Here is an 18,750-nt window from a genome sequence, read left to right as displayed (position 1 = left end):
CGGGGGTCCCGCGGCCGGCCCTGAGTCTTTCTACGGGTGGACCGGGGTCGGCGCGGGCTCGCCGGCGAGCACGGCGCGGGCATTGTCGATCGCGAGCATGGCCATCCGATCGCGGGTGGCGCGGCCGGCGCTGCCGATGTGCGGCAGCAGGACGACGTTGGGGAGCGCCAGCAGGTCGGGGTGGACAGCCGGCTCGTTCTCGAAGACGTCGAGTCCCGCTGCGCCGATCGTGCCGTCGGCCAGCGCGGCCGCCAGGGCGGCCTCGTCGACGATGGGGCCGCGAGCGGTGTTGACGAGGACCGAGCCCGGCCCCATCAGCCGGAGCTCCTCGGCGCCGACGAGATGCCGGGTGTCGGGGGTCAGCGGGCAGTGCAGCGACACGACGTCCGAGGCGACCAGCAGCTCGGGCAGCGGCAGCGTCTCGATGCCCAGGCGCGCCGCCTCCTCGCCGGCGGAGCGGGACGGGGTCGCGACGATGCGCATGTCGAAGGCGCGGGCACGTCGCGCCATCGCCAGCCCTATCCGGCCCAGGCCGACGATGCCCAAGGTCGCGCCGCTGCTGACGTCGAGGCCCACGAAGAGGTCCGGCCGCCAGGACCAGGGCTCGCCGCTGCGTACGAACGCGTCGGCCTCCACCACGCGACGGGAGGTGGCGAGCAGCAGCGCGAAGGCGAGGTCGGCGGTCGCCTCGTCGAGCACGCCCGGTGTGTTGGTCACGGTGATGCCACGAGCGGCGCAGGCGGCGGCGTCGATGTTGTCGTGGCCGACCGCCATGTTGGCGACCACGCGCAGCGACGGACCGGCCGCGTCGAGCAGCTCGGCATCGACCCGGTCGGTCAGCAGGCAGACGAGCGCGGCTGCCCCGCGTACGTCCGAGAGCAGTTCCGCGCGGGTCTGCCCGGAAGGATCCGCGGCGCAGGTCACCGGCCCGGGCAGCGTCTCCAGCGCCTGGCGGGCGCGGTCGCTGGGCCGGAAGCTGACGTGCAGCCGGCCTTGGTTCGGCGTGCTCACTCCTGCTCCTCCTCCCGGTCCTCGGCGAGGCTGCGGCGGATCCAGTTCTCGATGCCCGCGACGTGGGCCAGGGACAGCGCGGCGGCGATGCTCGGCTGTCGGTCCGCGATGGCCAGGGCGATGCCGCGATGCTCGCGCTGCGTCTGGTCGAAGGAGTCCTGCTGGGTCACGCCACGCCAGATCCGGGCCCGCTGGGTGCGGTTGGCGACGCCGTCGATGAACGAGCACAGCACGGTGTTGCCCGACGCGCGGGCGATGCGGTGGTGGAACTCCAGGTCGTTGGCCACGACCTCCTCCAGCGACGTCTCGGGCGTGACCGAGTCGACCAGCGCGAGCAGGTCGGTGGCCTCGTCCGGGGGCATCTGCAGGGCCGCCTTCTCGGCGGCCAGCGGCTCCAGCGCCCGGCGTACCTCGAAGAGGTCCAGGACGCTGGAGTCCTGGTGGAAGTCGATGACGAAGCCCATCGTCTCCAGCAGGATCTCCGGCGTCAGGCTGGTGACGTAGGTGCCGTCACCCTGGCGTACGTCGAGGATGCGCATCATCGAGAGCGCACGCACCGCCTCGCGCAGGGAGCTGCGGGAGATGCCGAGCTGGACCGACAGGTCGGCCTCGCGCGGGAGACGGTCGCCGGGCTTCAGGCTGCCGTCGAGGATCATCTCCTTGATCTTCTCGATCGCCTCGTCGGTCAGCGCCATCGGGATCCTGGTCCTCTCACTCGGTCGGTCGCAACCGTAACGTTGCCATGCCGCCGTCGACCGCCAGGGCCACGCCGGCGGTGGAGCCCGAGGAGGGGCTGGCCAGGTACGCGACCGCGAGGGCGACCTCGTCCGCGCTGACCAGCCGGCCGTGCGGCTGCCGCGCGTCCAGTGCGGCGCGCTCGGCCTCGGGGTCGTCGGCCGAGTCGAGCAGGCGCTGCACCCAGGGGGTGGCGGCGGTGCCGGGGTTCACGCAGTTCACCCGGATGCCCTCCCGGAGGTGGTCGGCGGCCATGGCCTGCGTCAGGGACTGGACGGCACCCTTGCTCGCGGAGTAGACGGCTCGTTGCTGGATGCCTGTGGTCGCGGCCACCGAGGCGACGTTCACGATCGCCGCAGCGGAGGAGCTCCGCAGGTGCGGGAGCGCGGCGCGCGAGACTCGTACGGCACCGAGGACGTTGACGTCGAAGACCGCGTGCCACTGCTCGTCGGGGTTGTCCTCGACGGTGCCCTGGGCGCCGATGCCAGCGTTGTTGACCACGATGTCGAGCCGGCCGAAGTCTGCGACCGTCTGCTCCACCGCGGCCCTGATGCTCGCGTCGTCGGTGACGTCGGCGCGGATGCCGAGGGCCTTGGGGTGGATGCCATCGGGGTCGAGGTCGAGGGCCGCAACCTGGGCGCCCCGCTCCAGCAGGACCTCGACGACGGCGGCGCCGATGCCGGAGCCGCCACCGGTGACGAGGGCGACGAGCCCGTCGAGCTCGCGCGTTCCCTGGGCGCTCATGCCTGCGCCCCGAAGGCGACGTACTCCTGGCGCTGGCGGCCGAGTCCGTCGATCTCGATCTCGACGACGTCGCCGGGCTGGATGTAGGGGAAGCGGCCGGAGAGCGCGACGCCCTCCGGGGTGCCGGTCATGATCAGGTCGCCCGGGTCGAGAACCATGAACTGGCTGAGGTGGTGGATCACCGTCGCGACGTCGAAGATCTGGTCGGCGGTCACGGAGCCCTGTCGCGGCTCGCCGTTGACGAAGGAGCGCATGGTGAGCTTCTGGTGCTCGACCTCGTCGGGAGTCACGACCCAGGGGCCGATCGGGCTGAAGCCGGGGGCGATCTTGCCCTTGCTCCACTGGCCACCGGAGATCTCGAGCTGGAACTCGCGCTCGGAGAGGTCGTTGGCGACCACGAAGCCCGCGACGTGATCCAGGCTCTGGTCGGGGGAGTCGAGGTAGGACGCGCGCTTCCCGATCACCACGCCGAGCTCCACCTCCCAGTCCGTCTTGGTGCTGTTGCGCGGGATCGTGACGGTGTCGTTCGGCCCGGCGATCGTGTTGGGAGCCTTGAAGAAGATGACCGGCACCGAGGGCGGCTCCGAGCCGGACTCGGCGGCGTGCGCGGCGTAGTTCATGCCGATGCAGACGATGGCGCCGGGCTGGGTGATCGGGGCACCGACGCGGAGCGTGTCGGCGCCTTCGACGAGAGGAAGGTCGCCCGCGGCGAGGGCGGCGGCGGCTCGCGCCGGTCCGTCGGAGGCCCAGAAGGCTCCGTCGATGTCGTCGGTGAGACCGGCCAGGTTGCGCACCTCGTCCTCGAGCACGACGACGGGCAGCTCCTCACCTGCGGGTCCCAGGCGGGCGAACTTCATGGTGTGGCCTCCAACGTTGATTAATCGGATCTATGGTGGTCTACGAGCGCCGAATACGGCACTCAATGCATATTGACAGCCCAAACATCAGATGTCTAGCCTCGACGTGGCGGTCGGATGACCGTGGAGTCAGAGGTTGAGGAGGGCGGATGGAGATCCCGCTGTTCGGACTCGGCTGTGCACCGATGGGCAACCTGTTCCGGCCGCGCACCGACGAGGACTGTCACGCCACGCTCGACGCGGCCTGGCAGGCAGGTGTACGTCACTTCGACACCGCGCCCCACTACGGGCTGGGGTTGTCGGAGGAGAGGATCGGACGGTTCCTGGCGACGCGTCCGCGGTCGGAGTTCGTCGTCTCGACCAAGGTGGGCAGGCTCGTGCGGCCCAACCCCGCCTGGGACGGGGAGTCCCAGGACGACATGGGCTTCGCGGTCCCGGCGAGCTCGCACCGGGTCCTGGACTACTCCGCCGACGGCGTACGCCGCAGCCTGGAGGAGTCGCTGACCCGGCTCGGCCTCGACCGTGTCGACATCCTCTACGTGCACGACCCCGAGCTGTCCGGTGACCCGGCGGCAGTCGAGACCGCGCTCACCGGCCTGGCGAAGCTCCGCGAGGAGGGCATGGTCGACGCGATCGGGACCGGCTCCCTGTCGGTCCAGGCTCTCACCGCGACGGTCGAGACCGGCCTCGCCGACGTGGTCATGGTCGCCAACCGCTACACGCTCCTCGATCAGTCCGTCGCCGACGGCCTGCTCGAGGCGTGCGACCGGCACGGCACCAGGATCGTCGCCGCGGCCGTGTTCTCCAGCGGCCTGCTCGCCACCACCCCGCGCAGGGGTGCGATGTACAACTACGGCGAGGTGCCCGAGGACATCCTCGAGCGCGCGCTGAGGATCGGCGAGGTGTGCGAGGCCCACGGGGTCGAGATCGCCACCGCTGCGCTGCACTACCCGCTGCAGGATCCGCGGGTCGTGTCGGTGGTGGCGGGCGCAGGCCGGCCCGAGCAGGTGAGGCAGAATCTCGAGCGTCTGGCAGCCACGGTCCCCGACGCGCTGTGGGCCGACCTGGCCGGCCAGGGGCTGGTGCCGTCGTGCGCGTAGCCCTCATGGTCACCTGCATCAACGATGCCCTGTTCCCCGACACCGGGCGCAACGTCGTCCGGCTCCTCCGCCGCCTCGGCGTCGAGGTGGACTTCCCCCAGGCCCAGACCTGCTGCGGCCAGCCGATGGTCAACACCGGCTACCTCGACGAGGCGGTGCCGGTGCTCCGCACCTTCGTCCGCGCCTTCGAGGGGTACGACGCAGTCGTCACGCCCTCGGGCTCGTGCGCCGGATCGGCCCGACACCAGCACGACCTGGTGGCCCGCCGCAGCGGCGACGAGGGCCTGCGGGCGGCGGCGCGCGAGACGTCCGAGCGTGTCTACGAGCTCAGCGAGTTCCTCGTCGACGTCCTCGGCGTCGAGGACGTCGGTGCCTACTTCCCGCACCGGGTGACCTACCACCCGACCTGCCACTCGCTGCGGATGCTCGCGGTCGGCGACCGGCCGATGCGGCTGCTCCAGCAGGTCCGAGGGATCGACCTGGTGGACCTGCCCGGCGCGACCGAATGCTGCGGGTTCGGCGGCACCTTCGCGATGAAGAACTCCGACACGTCGATCGCCATGGGCTCCGACAAGGCCCGGCACGTACGCGAGACCGGGGCTGAGGTGCTGGTGGCCGGTGACCGGTCCTGCCTGACCCATGTCGGAGGCCTGCTCTCACGGCAGCGTGCCGGCGTACGCGTCATGCATCTGGCCGACGTCCTGGCCCAGACCGAGCCTGCCGCGGTGGGTGCCTGATGACCGGCACGTTCGTCGGGATGCCGGTGTTCCCGAAGGCTGCCCGCGAGGCGGTCGGCGACTCCCAGCTGCGCCGCAACCTCGCGCACGCCACCGGCACCATCCGCGCCAAGCGCGCCGCCGTCGTCGGCGAGGTCGAGGAGTGGGAGGAGCTGCGCCTGGCCGGTGCGGCGATCAAGGAGAACGTGCTGCTCCACCTCGACGAGCATCTGGTACGTCTCGAGGAGTCGCTCACGAAGGCCGGCGCGACCGTCCACTGGGCGAGAGACGACGCGGAGGCGTGCCGCATCGTCGGCGACATCGCCGCCGCGCACCACGCCACCGAGGTGGTGAAGGTGAAGTCGATGGCGACCCAGGAGATCGGTCTCAACGAGGCGCTGGCCGCCCGCGGCATCGACGCCTGGGAGACCGACCTCGCCGAGCTCATCGTGCAGCTCGGCGACGACCTGCCGAGCCACATCCTGGTTCCCGCCATCCACCGCAACCGCGCCGAGATCCGCGAGATCTTCGCCTCCGCGATGGGTGAGGTCGGCCGTCCCGCTCCTGACGACCTCACCGACGAGCCCGCGCGGCTCGCGGAGGCCGCCCGCCTGCACCTGCGCGAGAAGTTCCTGCGCGCGAAGGTCGGTGTCTCGGGCGCCAACTTCGCGGTCGCCGAGACCGGGTCCCTCGTCGTGGTGGAGTCCGAGGGCAATGGCCGGATGTGCCTGACCCTTCCCGAGGTGCTGGTCTCGGTGGTCGGCATCGAGAAGGTCGTGCCGACCTGGGACGACCTCGACGTCTTCCTCCAGCTCCTGCCGCGCTCGGCGACGGGGGAGCGGATGAACCCCTACACCTCGGTGTGGTCCGGCGTCACCCCGGACGACGGCCCGCAGGAGGTGCACGTGGTGCTGCTCGACAACGGCCGCACCCGCGCCCTGGGCGACGAGGTCGGCCGGCAGGCGCTGCGCTGCATCCGCTGCTCGGCCTGCCTCAACGTCTGCCCGGTCTACGAGCGCACCGGCGGCCATGCGTACGGCTCGGTCTACCCGGGCCCCATCGGCGCCATCCTCAACCCGCTGCTCAAGGGTGTCGGGCACGACGACCAGACCGACTCGCTGCCGTACGCCTCGACGCTGTGCGGCGCCTGCTTCGAGGCCTGTCCTGTGCGCATCGACATCCCCTCGGTGCTCGTGGAGCTGCGCTCGCAGGTGGTCGACGCTCACCGCGGCGGCGTACCCAAGCCCGAGGCGGTCGCGATGAAGGCCGCCGGCGCGACGCTCGCATCCAGTCGCCGGCTCGGCCTCGCCGAGCGCCTCACCGGCACCGGAATCAGGCTTGCCCGCCGCGCCGGGGCGCGCCCCTGGACACAGGCCCGCGACCTGCCGGACCCGCCGGCCGAGTCATTCCGCGCCTGGTGGCGCCGCACCGAAGGAGGTGCCGATGAGCACCCGTGAGGAGATCCTGGGCCGAGTCCGGCAGGCGCTCGGCGACACGCCCCACCCGACCGCTGAGGTGCCGCGCGGCTACCGGGTCGTCGGCGACGACCTCGACCGGTCCACCGTGCTCGCCCGGTTCGTGGAGAGGGTCGAGGACTACCGCGCCACCGTCACCCGGTGCCGTGCGACGGAGGTCGCCGAGGTGCTCGCACGGGCGGTCGCCGGCCGGAGCGTCGTCGTACCCGCGGGCCTGCCGTGGCCGGTCCCCGGATCCGTCGACGACACCGGGCAGTCGGCCGGCGAGCTCGACGCGATCGACGCGGTCGTTTCAGCGGCCGCGCTCGGCATCGCCGCCACCGGCACGGTCGTGCTCGACCACGGCCCCGGCCAGGGGCGTCGCGCGCTCACCCTCGTGCCGGACCTGCACGTGTGCGTGCTCGGAGCCGCCCAGGTCGTGGCCGGCGTCCCGCAGGCCGTCGCCCGGCTCGACCCGGCGATGCCGCAGACCTGGATCAGCGGCCCGTCGGCGACCAGCGACATCGAGCTCGACCGCGTCGAGGGCGTCCACGGCCCGCGCGCCCTGCACGTCGTCCTCGTCGACGACCTCTGACCCTTCGCCCACCACACCGAGAGGACTCCCACCATGACCCGACACGGCTCCGTGGTCCGGCTGCGCCCCGAGAAGGAGGCGGAGTACGTCGAGCTGCACGCCGCTGTGTGGCCCGAGGTGCTCGAGCGCCTGACCGCGAGCGGCATCCGCAACTACTCCATCTTCCTGCGCGACGGCTGGCTCTTCAGCTACTTCGAGTACGTCGGGACCGACTACGAGGCGGACATGGCTGCGATCGCTGCCCATGACGTGACCCAGCAGTGGTGGGAGGTCACCGCCCCGTGCCAGGAGCGGCTGCCCACCGCCTCCGAGGACGAGCAGTGGTCCACGATGACCGAGGTCTTCCACCTTGACTGAGCCCCGGCGTATCGACGCCCACCACCATGTGTGGGACCTCGAGGTCCGCGACCAGGAATGGACGCGCGATCTCCCGGCAATCCGGCGTTCCTTCTCCTTCGACGACCTCCGGCCCCACCTGGACGACCACGAGATCGCCGGGACCGTCGTCGTCCAGACCGTCGCGGTCGCCGAGGAGACCCCCGAACTGCTCGCGCTGGCAGCGGCCACGCCCGAGATCCTCGGGGTCGTCGGCTGGGTCGACCTCACCGCCTCGGACGTCGCCGACCGGCTCGCCGAGCTGCGCGAGCGCCCCGGGGGAGACCTCCTGGTCGGCATCCGGCACCTGGTGCAGTCCGAACCCGACCCCGAGTGGCTGCTCCGTGACGAGGTGCTGCGGGGGCTCACCGCTGTCGCTGATGCCGGCCTCGTCTACGACCTGTTGGTGCGCCAGCCCCAGCTGCCGGCTGCCGTCGGCGCTGTCGAGCAGGTCCCTGGCGGACGTTGGGTGCTCGATCACGTCGGCAAGCCCGTGATCGAGCCTGCCGCCTTCGACGAGTGGGCGGGACACGTCGCCGCGCTCGCCCGCCATGACTCGGTGGCGTGCAAGCTGTCCGGGCTCGTCACCGAGCTCGCCCCGGACCAGCCGATCGACGCGGTGCTTCCCTGGGCTGCGCACGTCATCGACGTCTTCGGCGCCGAGCGCACCATGATCGGATCGGACTGGCCGGTCTGCCTGCTGCGCTCGTCCTACGGCGGGGTGATCGACCTCGCCGACACGGTGCTCGCCGGGCTCGTCGACACCGGCCGCGCCGACGTCTGGGGCGGCACGGCCGCTCGGGTCTACGGCCTCGCCACCTGATCGGCGTCCCGCGGCTCCGGAAACATTGGAAAACGCTTGCCCGCACCTCGTCTGTGATGTTAGACACATGTCATACGTCATATCTCAAGGAGACGGACATGCAGACTCGCACGACACGCCGCGCCCGCGCGGCGGCGGCCGTGGTCCTGGCAGCACTCGGTTCGACGGTCCTCGTCGCCGGTACGCAGCCCGCCACCGCGGCCGAGACGACCCTCACGGTCCACGTCGCCCCTGACGGCGACGACGCCGACCCGGGCACGAAGAGCCGGCCGCTGCGGACGGTGGAAGCGGCCCGCGACGCGCTGGCCGGACGTACCTCCGCGGAGGACCGAGGCACGGTGATCGTCCATGGTGGCGAGTACGTCCTCGACGACGCGATCGACCTGACCGGTCCCGAGCACTCCTGGGTCACCTACCGCGCCGCGGCGGGGGAGAAGGTCCGCCTCACGGGCGCGCACGCCCTGGAATCCCAAGGCTGGCGGTCGCTCGCGGACCTGTCCGAGGAGGAGCTCGCCCAGCCGCAGTTCTCCTCGAACGCCCGACTCGACTCGCCGGCCCTGCGCGAGGGCGTGTGGGTCTACGACCTGGGCGCCGAGGGCATCGACCCCGGCACGCTCTACAAGAACGGGTTCAACTGGCTGCCGCAGCCCTTCGCTCCCGAGCTCGTCGTCGACGGCGGGACGCAGACGCTCGCGCAGTTCCCCAACCAGGAGGGCTGCACCGGGGCGGACTCCAGCTGTCACCTCTACGGGGACGGCGGCAAGTGGAAGGTGCCCGCGACCAACGACCTCATCCAGTGGACGCTGCGCGACCGGTTCGGGATGGAGCCCGACTGGGCGATCAGCGGGACGACGCCGCGCGCGCAGTTCGAGGACAAGAAGCAGCAGCTCGCCAACCCCGCGGACCGCGACACCTGGTCCCAGGACGAGATGCGCAAGATGACGCCTCCCCTCTACGAGGTCGGTGGTCGTCTGCTCGAGAACAACCGTTACCAGGGCTGGGCGCCTGAGGGGGAGCCGGAGATCATCGACCACGGCACCCGCGGCTTCGGCGCCTACTCCCACATCCCGGTGCAGGCCGACCCGCAGGAGCTCACCGACGTCGACAACACGACGTACGAGACCGAGGCATGGCTCTCGGGATACCTCGGCAACAATTACGCCAACGACATGGTGCGGCTGGTCTCCTGGAGCGGCACCACGATGTACGCCAAGTACCCCTCGATGTACTGGCCCCGCAACGACTACACCAAGGTCAAGGCGATCAACATCCTCTCCGAGGTGGACGCCGAGGGTGAGTACTACATCGACCGCCACGCGGGCAACGACGTCGTCTACTACAAGCCGGCGGGCGGGACGATGGAGGGCAAGAGCGCGACGCTGCGGGCCTTCGACGACAACATCTTCCGGCTCGAGGGCACCACGGGCGTGACGCTGAAGGGCCTGTCGATGTCGGACTCGCTGATCAGCGCGGTCCAGCTGCTCGACGCCGAGAAGACGCTGATCGACGGCGTCGACATCTCCAACGTCAGCATGGACGCGATCCGCATCGGCGAGACCACCGAGTCCATCACCGCGCTGCCCGACTACGAGACCGTACGCGGCGGCCACGACAACGTCGTGCAGAACTCCTACCTCCACGACCTCGGCGGCGGCGGAGTCCTGCTCGGCGGCGGTGACCGCAGCACGCTCGAGCGCGGCGACAACGTGGCCCGCAACAACGAGATCGCTCGTTTCTCGCGGCTTTCGACCTACACGCCGGCCGGCTACCTGTACGGCGTCGGCAACAGCTTCGAGAACAACTACGTCCACGACGCGCCTCACATGGCGGTGCAGATCATGGGCAACGACATGCGCGTCAACCACAACTTCTTCTACGACCTGGTGAAGAACGCCGGCGACCAGGGCGTCGTCTACACCGGACGTGACTACACCTATCTGGGCAACGAGGTCGCGTACAACTTCTTCGACACCATCGGCGGGTCCAACGACGCGTTCTACATGGACGACGGCGTCTCGGGGATGCGGTTCCACCACAACGTGGTGAAGAACGCGCACTCGGGTGTGTTCTTCCAGTCGGGCCACAGCAACAAGGCGACGGACAACGTGTTCATCGACGTCGACCAGACCGGCCACGACCAGCTCTACCACCGCAACGGCGAGACCGGCCTGCCCGTGCCCAACGGCTGGGTGGTGCAGAGCCGCTACAACTCGTTCCTCGACGTACGGCCGGGCGAGAAGTACTCGGCCACCGAGGAGGACGTCGCCGGCTGGCACCGTCACTACACCGACGGCAAGGCCCGCTACTCCGACGGGAAGCCGATCGTGTTCCCGGAGATCGGGGACTGGTACGTCCCGCGCGTCACCGCGACCGGCGAGGACTGCAAGAAGGCCGACTACGCGCCCGACGCCACCAACGGCTGCGACCGCGCGACCGTGTGGGAGAACCCCAACTCCGTCTACGTGCCCGCCCGCAACGCGATCGACCGCTCGGTCATCATCGGCGGCGGGGAGTACCGCGCCGGGGAGAACTCGTTCGCCGACCCGGCCGCGACCTATCGCCTCGCCACGTGGAGCGACAAGATCAACACCAACCTCAGCAAGCCTGCCTCGCTCGAGGCCGCCGGGCTCGACCTCGACACCCTGAGCTTCAGCTACACCGGCGAGGTCGCGCAGACCTTCGGCCGGAAGTGGGTGGCGAACTGGAACCGGCTGGTCACCAGGGACGGCATCGGGCTCCCCGGCGGCCCGGCCGCCGGCTGAGCCTTCTCGGACAGAGCAGTCAGGTCGTCTGCGCGATCCACTCGCGCAGGCGACCTGCCTCGCTCGGCAGCAGCGACATGTCGTCGTCGGGCAGGAATTCCAGCAGGACGTCCGTCGGTCGCCCGGTGGCAGCGAGCATCTCCAGGGCCGCCGGCCAGAGGTCGGCGCGGGCCGCCAACGGCAGGCGCTCGTGACGTGGCCACCAGGAGAACGCATGCACCGCACGTACGTGCGGGAGCAGCCGGGCCAGCCCGGCCAGGGCCACTTCCGCAGGCTCGCCCACCCGGGGCTGCCAGTAGGTGCCGACGTTCGGCCGGTCCACCTCGGCGACTAGATCGAGCGTGGACTCGACCGTGTCCGCGAGCGTCAGGTCGTGGTGCTCGAAGGCGAGCTCGAGGCCGTGGCCGGCCGCCTCGTCGGCCAGTCTCTGTACGCGGCGTACGACCTCGGCGCGCTCGGCGGGGGAGGCCTCGGCCGAGCCGGTGGTGCCGGCCCAGATGCGTAGGCGTGTGCAACCCAACGCCAGGGCCGCGCCGATCAGCGCGACCCCGTCGTCCGGCGTGGCCCGCCAGTAGGTGCCGTAAGAACTGACGACCAGCCCGGCGGCAGCGGTCGCGTCGGCCAGACCGCGCAGGTCGCCGGCAGGCGGGGCGTGGATGTCCGCGCCCCATTCGATGCAGGCCAGACCGGCCTCCGCGGCGGCCTCGAGCACCCGGTCCGTCGGGAGGTGACGGGCCGTGACGGAGCACAGCCCGGGACGCAGCAGGGGCCGGCCGGGGGGCGTGCTCAGAGCGCGCCCCGGTAGGTCGTGCCCAGCGTGGAGACGTCCGTGGGGCGATCTGAGGTGTCCACGCGACGCATGCCGTCGTTGGTCTCGAGGAAGAGCGGCGCCTCGGGATAGCGCAGTTCGTCGTCGAGCGGCACCTTGTCGGTCCATGCGAAGAAGTCGCGCCCGAACACCGCCCGGTCCTTGCGGCCGTAGAGGTGGAGGTCGCCCGCGGTGAGCGGGCTGCGGATGCACCAGTGCACGCCGTGCTCCGCCCACACGGCACGGTTGGTCATCAGCACCGACTGGCGCTCGTCGGGCGTGAGCACCGTCGTCCAGAAGTCCGGGCCCGGGTCCTCGGCGTCGTCGGCGAGGAAGACCAGGTCGTGGGCGTGCCACGCGGTGCTCGGGGCGACGTCGGCCTCGGTGCCCCAGTGGGTCGCCGAGGCGAAGTAGCCGGCCGGGGCCTGATAGTGCGCGTACGTCGCCCGGCAACGCGCCATGAACTCCTCGAGCTCGGCGTCGGGGCGCACCCGGCACACCTCGCGGATGCCGTGCAGCGACAGTCCCATGCCCGCGATCAGCATGGGGGTGTCGCTCTTCAGGGTCGTGCTGGGTGCGACGTACCAGTAGCGGTGGAAGCGGGTCTGGCCGTCCGCGTCGGTCCACGCCGAGCGGGCCACGTGGCGGCACAGCCGCACCGCCTCGTCGAGGTAGCGCTGCTCACCCAGGCGGAGATGGCCGAGCAGCAGCGGCATGATCATCAGGCCGTAGTACTCCGCGGGCTCGAGGATCCCGCCGGTGACCCGATCCTCGGCCTGCCGCCAGGTGCCCGAGGAGTCGGCGTCCGGGACTCCGGGCTCGTGGTGGCGGGCGATGAGGACGTCGAGGTCCTCGCCGATCTCGGCCAGCCCACTGTCGTCACCGGTCACCTCGGAGAGCAGCAGCTTGACCCAGACCCGGGCGTACTCCTGGTTGCAGGTGCCGTCCTCGGCCGGGCGGCCGCCGCCGAAGGAGTGGAGGGCGACCAGGTTGCGGCGGACGACGTCGACGATGCGGTCGACCTCGGCGTCGTCGAGCAGGTGCCGGGCGTGCTTGAGCCCGAGGAGCAGACCGATGCTGCCGGTGGCGTTGTGGATCAGGCCGGTCGTGGCCGACTCCCCGACCTGGAAGCCGACGTGCTTGTACTGGTCGTCGTCCTGCAGGGCGCTGCTCTGGAAGCGCATCATCCGGCGCCACACCTCGGCGGCCCGGTCGTCGGGCTGCGCGGCGAGGAGCTGTGCGACGGCGCCGAGCGCCGGCGCGGAGAAGGCGGCGTGGCCGCTGGTCCAGTCGAGGAAGGTCGCCGGGTTCGTGCCCCACACGCTGTGGTTGTGGAAGCCGTTGATCGCCCCTTCGTCGGTGACCCAGGTCAGGAACCAGCGGGTCAGGTGGGCGAGGTCGGGCGCAGTGGTGGGGGTCGTCACGTCGGTCTCCGGTTTCAAGGTGTCGGTCATGCGCTGGTGGCCAGGCTGGTGGGGTCGACCGGGCGCAGAGGCGGCCGGCCCTCGATGAGGGCACGCACCTCGTCGACGGCGCCGCGGCCCAGGCGGTGCAGCTCACTGCCCTGCGAGCCGGCGATGTGCGGGGTCAGGGTGACGTTGGGGAGGCTCCACATCGGATCGTCAGCGGCCAGCGGCTCGGGCTCGGTCACATCGAGAACCGCGCGTAGCCGGCCCAACACCAGCTCGGTGCGGAGCGCGTCGTGGTCGACGATCCCTCCTCGGGCGGTGTTGATCAGCGTCGCGCCGTCGCCCATCATCCCGAGCAGGCGGGCGTCGACGAGGTGCCGGGTCTGCGGCAGCAGCGGTGCGTGGAGCGAGACGACGCGCGAGCGCGCGAAGAGCTGGTCGAGGTCGACGAGCTCGGCGCCCAGCTCGGTGGCGCGCGCCGCGTCGATCGTGGGGTCGCTGACCAGGACGGTGAGGTCGAACGGGGCGAGCAGCTCGATCAGTGCCCGGCCCGTGGCCGAGGCGCCCAGCACGCCGACGGTCGTGCCGTACGCACCGTCGATGGTGTCGTCGACGGTGAGATCGGAAGCCACTCGCTCGGCGCGGAACCGCTCGGTCAGCGGCAGGACCGACTTCGTCGCCCACAGCACCGCGGCCAGGGCGTACTCGGCGACGGGGCGGGCGTTGGGCTCCACGCCGCAGGTGACCCGGAGGTCACGCTCCCAGGCCGCGGCGGTGAAGAAGTATTTCACCGAGCTGGCGGCATGGACGACCGCGCGCAGCCGTGGCATCCGGGCGAGCGCCGACGCGTCGATGGTCGGCGTGCCCCAGGCGGTGATGAGCACCTCCACCTCGGCGGCACGTGGGTCGTCGTAGGACGTCAGCACCTCGTCGGCATCGATGTCGACGAGCTCGCCCAGCTCGGCCAGGAGGGGTGCATCGAAGAACCGATGCTGAAGATGGGGAGTCATCGCAAAAGCGGCGCGCACGAGGCGGATCCTCTCGGTCGTCGAGGCTGTCGGGGCCGTTTCGGAAACGGCGAGATCTGGGCTTGCCCATTTAAACATAAGATGTGTTATCTTCGTCACGTTGGCGCCCGGGATAGCGCTTTCCTCACTCCGGTGGTCGGCAGTCCGAATCGCCAGAGTCCACGCGAACAACCTCCGTCGGATGAAGATCGACGGACGACGAAACGGAGATTCCTGTGGAGACACGACGCTTGTGGAGGGCGGGTGCTGTCGCAGCGGTTCTGCTTCCCCTGATCGCGACCGCGGCCTGCGGAGGCAACGGCGCCGCCAGCGACGACAGCAAGGAGGTGCGGGTGCTGGTCAACCTGACCGACAACCTCACCAAGGACTTCTGGAACGATCTGGTGAAGCCTTTCGAGGACGAGACCGGCATCGACGTCAAGATCGAGGGTCCGACCGGCACCAACGTGAGCGAGACCTTCAGCTCTCAGCTCGCTGCGGGCACCGCCCCCGACGTGGTGCAGTCGATCTTCCCGGACGACCAGATCGCTCCTGAGGTGCTCGACCTCTCCGACGAGAGCTGGGTCGAGGACACGCCGATGGTCGACACCTACGCCATCGACGGCAAGCGACTGGTCGCCGGTGTCGGCTCCCAGGCGCAGTCGCTCGTCTACTACAACAAGACGGCCTTCGAGAAGGCCGGCGTCAAGGCCACCCCGCAGACCTGGGACGAGTTCGACGCCGCGCTCGGCAAACTCGCCGAGGCCGGCTACACCCCGCTGCAGACCGCGGGCCAGTGGGAGACCGGCCTCCAGCTCCAGCAGCTGTGGCACCCCACCCTCAACACCGAGCAGCCCGAGTGGCAGTCGGCCGTCGCCGACGAGAAGCTGACCCTCGGTGACGCCTTTGAGCCGATGTTCGAGCACTACGCCACCTGGCTGGGCGACGGCTACATCAAGAAGACCGATGTCGGCCTCGACCCGACCACGGCCGACGCCAACTTCATGGACGGCAAGGTCGGGATGTACCCGCTCGGGAGCTGGCTCGTCGCCAGCCTGGACAACGCGGGCGAGCTCCCCTTCGAGGTGGGCGTCTTCTCCCCGCCGGTGGACAAGGGCATGGCCTACCCCGGCCCTCAGGGCGCCACCATGGCCAGCCCCTACATGGTCTACGCCGGTAGCGAGCGCTCCGACGAAGCCCTCCAGCTCGTCGAGTACCTCGTGACCGACCAGGCTGCGATCGAGAGCCAGCTGACCGCCGACGGCGTGTTCCGTGCCGGAGCCTCCGTCGAGCAGTCCCCGGTCGCGACGGAGATCCAGGCGATCATCGACGAGGCACCCGAGCTGGTGACGGTGGGCGAGGGCGCGGGCGACATCCGCCTGCCCGTCGTGGGCCTCAACGACAAGTTCACCGAGATCGTGCAGAGCCTCTACACCGGAACCAGCCCCGAGGACGCCGCGAAGGCGCTCGACGACTGGGCCGAGCAGAATGGCTGACCCCTCGGGGCCACGACGAGGAGAACGATGATGGCTCTCATGAGCGCCAGCAACACCGACACCCCTCCCGCGGCAGCGGACCTGCCGCGGGAGGGAGGGGCCCGGCCTCGCCGGCCGATCGGCCGGTCATCTGGTTCCCGTCCACGCACCTCGCGGTGGGTGGAGGCCTCGATGGTGCTGCCCGCGTTGGTGGTCTTCGTCGGCCTCCTCGTCGTGCCCGTCGGGTACGCCGTCTACTACAGCTTCACCGACTACAACGGCTTCCCGACACAGACTCCGGAGATCGTCGGCTTCGACAACTACGTGAGGCTCTTCGAGTCCGCTGACGTCAGAGGCTCCATGGTCGTGACCGCGATCGTCGCGGTCGCGGGGTCGATGGTGATCAACGCCGCGGCACTGGGCCTGGCTCTCCTGCTGTGGCGGACCACCCGCTTCACCGCGTTCGCCCGGGTGGTCATGTTCTACCCTCACGTGCTCAGCCTGATCGTGGTCGGCTTCCTCTGGTCGGCGATCCTGGGCCCGCAGGGCGCCGTCAACTCGCTGCTGGAGAGCGTGGGGAGCAGCCCGCTCCCGTTCCTCAGCGACGAGACCTGGGCGCTCGCCACCCTGATCCTCGTCATCGCCTGGGCGCAGTTCGGCGTCCAGCTGCTCATCTATCTCGCCGGGCTCCAGGCCGTGCCCGCCGAGCTCTTGGAGGCCTCGCGCATGGACGGCGCCAATCGCTGGCAGACCTTCCGCCACGTCACCTGGCCGGCTCTCGCGCCGTCGGTGACGGTGGCCCTGATCACCTCGATGATCTCGTTGATCAAGACCTACGACGTCGTCGTGTCCCTGACCGGCGGCGGGCCGGCGGGTTCCACGAAGACCTTCGCCTATCAGATCCTCGCCGTGGAGTTCCCCAAGCGGCAGGTCGGGCTGGCCTCGGCTGAGGCCGTGGTCCTCATCCTGGTGGCTGCGATCCTCGCGTTCGGCGTGCTCGCGCTGCGACGCCGTCACGACCAGGGAGTCCAGGAATGAGCGCCCTGCGAGCACTGACGGGTCGCCGGAGCCTGACCGGCGAGCGTCGTACGCCGGCCTGGTACGCCGCGGTCACCGCGCTGTGCCTGTTCATGCTGGTCCCGATGTACCTCCTGGTCGTCAACGCGTTCAAGGACCAGCGCGACATCGTCAGCAGGCCCTTCTCGCTCTCGCCCGGCCAGTTCACGCTCGAGCATCTCGTCGCTGCCTGGAACAACCCGGACTTCGACATCGCGTTCGGCTACGCCGTGACGATCGGGTTGGTCATCTGCGTCAACATCGTCTCCATCGGTGTGTGCGCGCCCGCGGCGTACGTCATCGCCCGTTCGCCTCGCCCTGTGTTCGGTGCGGCGCTGCTGTTCTTCATCTCAGGCATGTTCATCCCGACCCAGGTGATCCTCGTACCGGTGATCTTCGTGCTCCGGGCGCTCGGGCTGATGTCGACGTTCCCCGGGCTGGTGCTCTTCATGGCCTCGGCGACGGTGCCGTTCACGATCTTCGTCTTCACCGGGTTCATCCGGATGCTGCCCGCCTCGCTCGACGAGGCGGCGGCGATCGACGGCGCCGGTCCGTACCGGACGTTGTGGACGATCATCCTGCCGCTCATGAAGCCGATCGTGGCGACCGTGTTCATCCTGAACACCTTGAGCGTGTGGAACGACTTCGCCAGCCCGCAGCTCATCCTGGGTCCCGGCTCGGGCCTCTACACGGTCACCACCGGTGTCTACGCCTCGGTGGGCGAGTACTCCGCCGATTACACGCAGGTGTTTCCCACTCTGCTGCTGGCCGTGCTGCCCATCCTGGTGGTCTTCGTGCTCACGCAGCGCTGGGTGATGAGCGGCCTGGCCGCCGGAGCGGTCAAGGGGTGAGGCGTGGGCGGCCGGGTGGCCGCCCACGCACGGGCTCAGTCCTCGCGGTTGCCGGCGTCGGGCAGGGGCAGCCTGCGGCGGCGCCATGCCTCGAGGATGTGGTTGTTCATCGCGTCCTGCGCCCGCACCGAGTCGCCCTCGGAGATCGCGGCGTGCACGGCCTCGTGCTCACGCAGGGTCACGGCAAACGCGTCGGGTGTGTCGACCCCGTGGTAGCGGGAGCTCTCCAGCGCGTGGTCCATCAGCGTACGAGCGATGTTGCCGGCGAGCCGGTTGCGGGAGAGCTCCATGACGGTCTCGTGGAAGGCTACGTCGGCGGCGCGGAAGACGTCCTCGTCGGCGGTGCTCTCTCGCATCCGCTGCATCGCCCGGTCGAGCTCGGCGACCTGCTCGTCCGATCGCCGCTGGGCGGCCTCTGCCGCCATCACCGACTCGAGCTGGGCACGGACGACGCTGAGCTCGTCGAGGATGCCCAGAGTCTCGTCGTGCTTGATCAAGGCGGAGAGGACCACTCGGTCCATCGTGTTCCACGCCGTCATCGGGCGCACCTCGGTGCCACGCCCGCGCGCGATCGTGACGAGGCCCTTCTCCTCGATGCGCTTCACGGACTCGCGTACGACCGTGCGGCTCACGCCGAACTGCTCGCTGAGCGGTCCTTCGGGCGGCAGCGCGTCGCCCGGAGCCAGGCGCCCGGAGACGATCGCGTCGACGAGCTCGTCGACGACGACCACGCCGAGCATCGGCTGCCGGTCACGCGGCTGGGAGAGGACCGTGGTGGTCCGGGAAAGCGGTTGCGGCATAACCGTAAGTGTAGGACATCGTACGTCGCCGCGACGCTCATCTGACCGTGCGGCGTGGACCCATGCGAGGCATCTCATCATCCAGTCAGCTCTTGACACGTCATATGTATGACATCACCCTAGTTGCGTGGCGTATGTCACACGGAGCTCGTCTCGGAGGCCGCACGGCCAC

The 18,750-nt window shown here is 70.2% G+C and carries 18 protein-coding genes; 10 read left to right on the top strand and 8 right to left on the bottom strand.

Features of this window, described 5'->3' with window-relative positions; translation table 11 throughout:
- Positions 1–30 precede the first annotated feature (30 nt).
- From OG801_RS09030 to OG801_RS09015, 4 genes are read right to left on the bottom strand one after another with little or no spacing between them, the layout of a single operon-like run.
- Positions 31–1,011 (bottom strand): D-glycerate dehydrogenase, encoded by a 981-nt coding sequence (locus OG801_RS09030; protein ID WP_355019286.1) that lies wholly within the window; start codon positions 1,009–1,011, stop codon positions 31–33.
- Positions 1,008–1,706: a FadR/GntR family transcriptional regulator gene (locus OG801_RS09025; RefSeq protein WP_355019285.1), complete on the bottom strand. Its 699-nt coding sequence runs from the start codon at positions 1,704–1,706 to the stop codon at positions 1,008–1,010. Before OG801_RS09025 ends, OG801_RS09030 begins: the two co-directional genes overlap by 4 nt.
- 16 nt (positions 1,707–1,722) lie before the next feature.
- Positions 1,723–2,490 carry an SDR family NAD(P)-dependent oxidoreductase gene (locus OG801_RS09020; protein ID WP_406035328.1) on the bottom strand — a complete coding sequence of 256 codons (768 nt, stop codon included), beginning with the start codon at positions 2,488–2,490 and terminating at the stop codon, positions 1,723–1,725.
- Complete coding sequence (locus OG801_RS09015) at positions 2,487–3,347, bottom strand: fumarylacetoacetate hydrolase family protein (RefSeq protein WP_406035326.1); 861 nt, start codon at positions 3,345–3,347, stop codon at positions 2,487–2,489. The genes OG801_RS09020 and OG801_RS09015 overlap by 4 nt, the downstream gene beginning before the upstream one ends.
- Positions 3,348–3,496: 149 nt before the next feature.
- Between OG801_RS09015 and OG801_RS09010 the strand changes: the two genes are divergently transcribed.
- The 7 genes from OG801_RS09010 to OG801_RS08980 all read left to right on the top strand — a co-directional run bounded on the left by OG801_RS09010 (position 3,497) and on the right by OG801_RS08980 (position 11,172).
- On the top strand, positions 3,497–4,447 hold the full coding sequence (locus OG801_RS09010; RefSeq protein ID WP_355019282.1) for an aldo/keto reductase: 951 nt from the start codon (positions 3,497–3,499) through the stop codon (positions 4,445–4,447).
- Between the two features lie 5 nt (positions 4,448–4,452).
- Positions 4,453–5,184: a (Fe-S)-binding protein gene (locus OG801_RS09005; RefSeq protein ID WP_406036261.1), complete on the top strand. Its 732-nt coding sequence runs from the start codon at positions 4,453–4,455 to the stop codon at positions 5,182–5,184.
- On the top strand, positions 5,184–6,620 hold the full coding sequence (locus tag OG801_RS09000; protein WP_406035324.1) for a LutB/LldF family L-lactate oxidation iron-sulfur protein: 1,437 nt from the start codon (positions 5,184–5,186) through the stop codon (positions 6,618–6,620). Before OG801_RS09005 ends, OG801_RS09000 begins: the two co-directional genes overlap by 1 nt.
- Positions 6,607–7,212 (top strand): lactate utilization protein C, encoded by a 606-nt coding sequence (locus tag OG801_RS08995; RefSeq protein WP_406035323.1) that lies wholly within the window; start codon positions 6,607–6,609, stop codon positions 7,210–7,212. The genes OG801_RS09000 and OG801_RS08995 overlap by 14 nt, the downstream gene beginning before the upstream one ends.
- 33 nt (positions 7,213–7,245) lie before the next feature.
- Positions 7,246–7,569, top strand: a complete 324-nt coding sequence (locus OG801_RS08990; protein WP_406035322.1) for an L-rhamnose mutarotase — start codon at positions 7,246–7,248, stop codon at positions 7,567–7,569.
- Positions 7,562–8,410, top strand: coding sequence for an amidohydrolase family protein (locus OG801_RS08985; protein WP_406035320.1), 849 nt, complete (start codon positions 7,562–7,564; stop codon positions 8,408–8,410). Before OG801_RS08990 ends, OG801_RS08985 begins: the two co-directional genes overlap by 8 nt.
- Positions 8,411–8,508: 98 nt before the next feature.
- Positions 8,509–11,172: a right-handed parallel beta-helix repeat-containing protein gene (locus tag OG801_RS08980; RefSeq protein WP_406035318.1), complete on the top strand. Its 2,664-nt coding sequence runs from the start codon at positions 8,509–8,511 to the stop codon at positions 11,170–11,172.
- A gap of 19 nt (positions 11,173–11,191) precedes the next feature.
- Here OG801_RS08980 and OG801_RS08975 read toward each other — a convergent pair whose 3' ends face one another.
- The 3 genes from OG801_RS08975 to OG801_RS08965 all read right to left on the bottom strand — a co-directional run bounded on the left by OG801_RS08975 (position 11,192) and on the right by OG801_RS08965 (position 14,417).
- Complete coding sequence (locus OG801_RS08975) at positions 11,192–11,884, bottom strand: sugar phosphate isomerase/epimerase family protein (protein ID WP_406035317.1); 693 nt, start codon at positions 11,882–11,884, stop codon at positions 11,192–11,194.
- 74 nt (positions 11,885–11,958) lie between these two features.
- On the bottom strand, positions 11,959–13,434 hold the full coding sequence (locus OG801_RS08970) for a hypothetical protein (RefSeq protein WP_406035315.1): 1,476 nt from the start codon (positions 13,432–13,434) through the stop codon (positions 11,959–11,961).
- Positions 13,431–14,417, bottom strand: a complete 987-nt coding sequence (locus OG801_RS08965) for a hydroxyacid dehydrogenase (RefSeq protein ID WP_406035314.1) — start codon at positions 14,415–14,417, stop codon at positions 13,431–13,433. The genes OG801_RS08970 and OG801_RS08965 overlap by 4 nt, the downstream gene beginning before the upstream one ends.
- 215 nt (positions 14,418–14,632) lie before the next feature.
- Here OG801_RS08965 and OG801_RS08960 point away from each other — a divergent pair, with 215 nt between their 5' ends.
- The 3 genes from OG801_RS08960 to OG801_RS08950 are packed head-to-tail and all read left to right on the top strand — an operon-like array spanning position 14,633 to position 17,778.
- Positions 14,633–15,892 (top strand): ABC transporter substrate-binding protein, encoded by a 1,260-nt coding sequence (locus tag OG801_RS08960; protein WP_355019273.1) that lies wholly within the window; start codon positions 14,633–14,635, stop codon positions 15,890–15,892.
- A 39-nt stretch (positions 15,893–15,931) separates the two neighbouring features.
- Positions 15,932–16,909 carry a carbohydrate ABC transporter permease gene (locus tag OG801_RS08955; RefSeq protein ID WP_406035312.1) on the top strand — a complete coding sequence of 326 codons (978 nt, stop codon included), beginning with the start codon at positions 15,932–15,934 and terminating at the stop codon, positions 16,907–16,909.
- Entirely contained in the window at positions 16,906–17,778 is an 873-nt protein-coding gene (locus OG801_RS08950) for a carbohydrate ABC transporter permease (protein ID WP_406035309.1), read from the top strand. Before OG801_RS08955 ends, OG801_RS08950 begins: the two co-directional genes overlap by 4 nt.
- A 35-nt stretch (positions 17,779–17,813) precedes the next feature.
- Here the strand turns inward: OG801_RS08950 and OG801_RS08945 are convergent, their stop codons facing one another.
- A complete protein-coding gene (locus OG801_RS08945; protein WP_355019270.1) occupies positions 17,814–18,578 on the bottom strand; it encodes a FadR/GntR family transcriptional regulator in 765 nt (254 codons plus the stop codon).
- Positions 18,579–18,750: the final 172 nt, after the last annotated feature.

It is taken from the genome of Nocardioides sp. NBC_00163 (assembly GCF_045206295.1).
Taxonomy (GTDB): Bacteria; Actinomycetota; Actinomycetes; order Propionibacteriales; family Nocardioidaceae; genus Nocardioides.
This window is presented reverse-complemented; position numbering and strand designations above follow the sequence as displayed.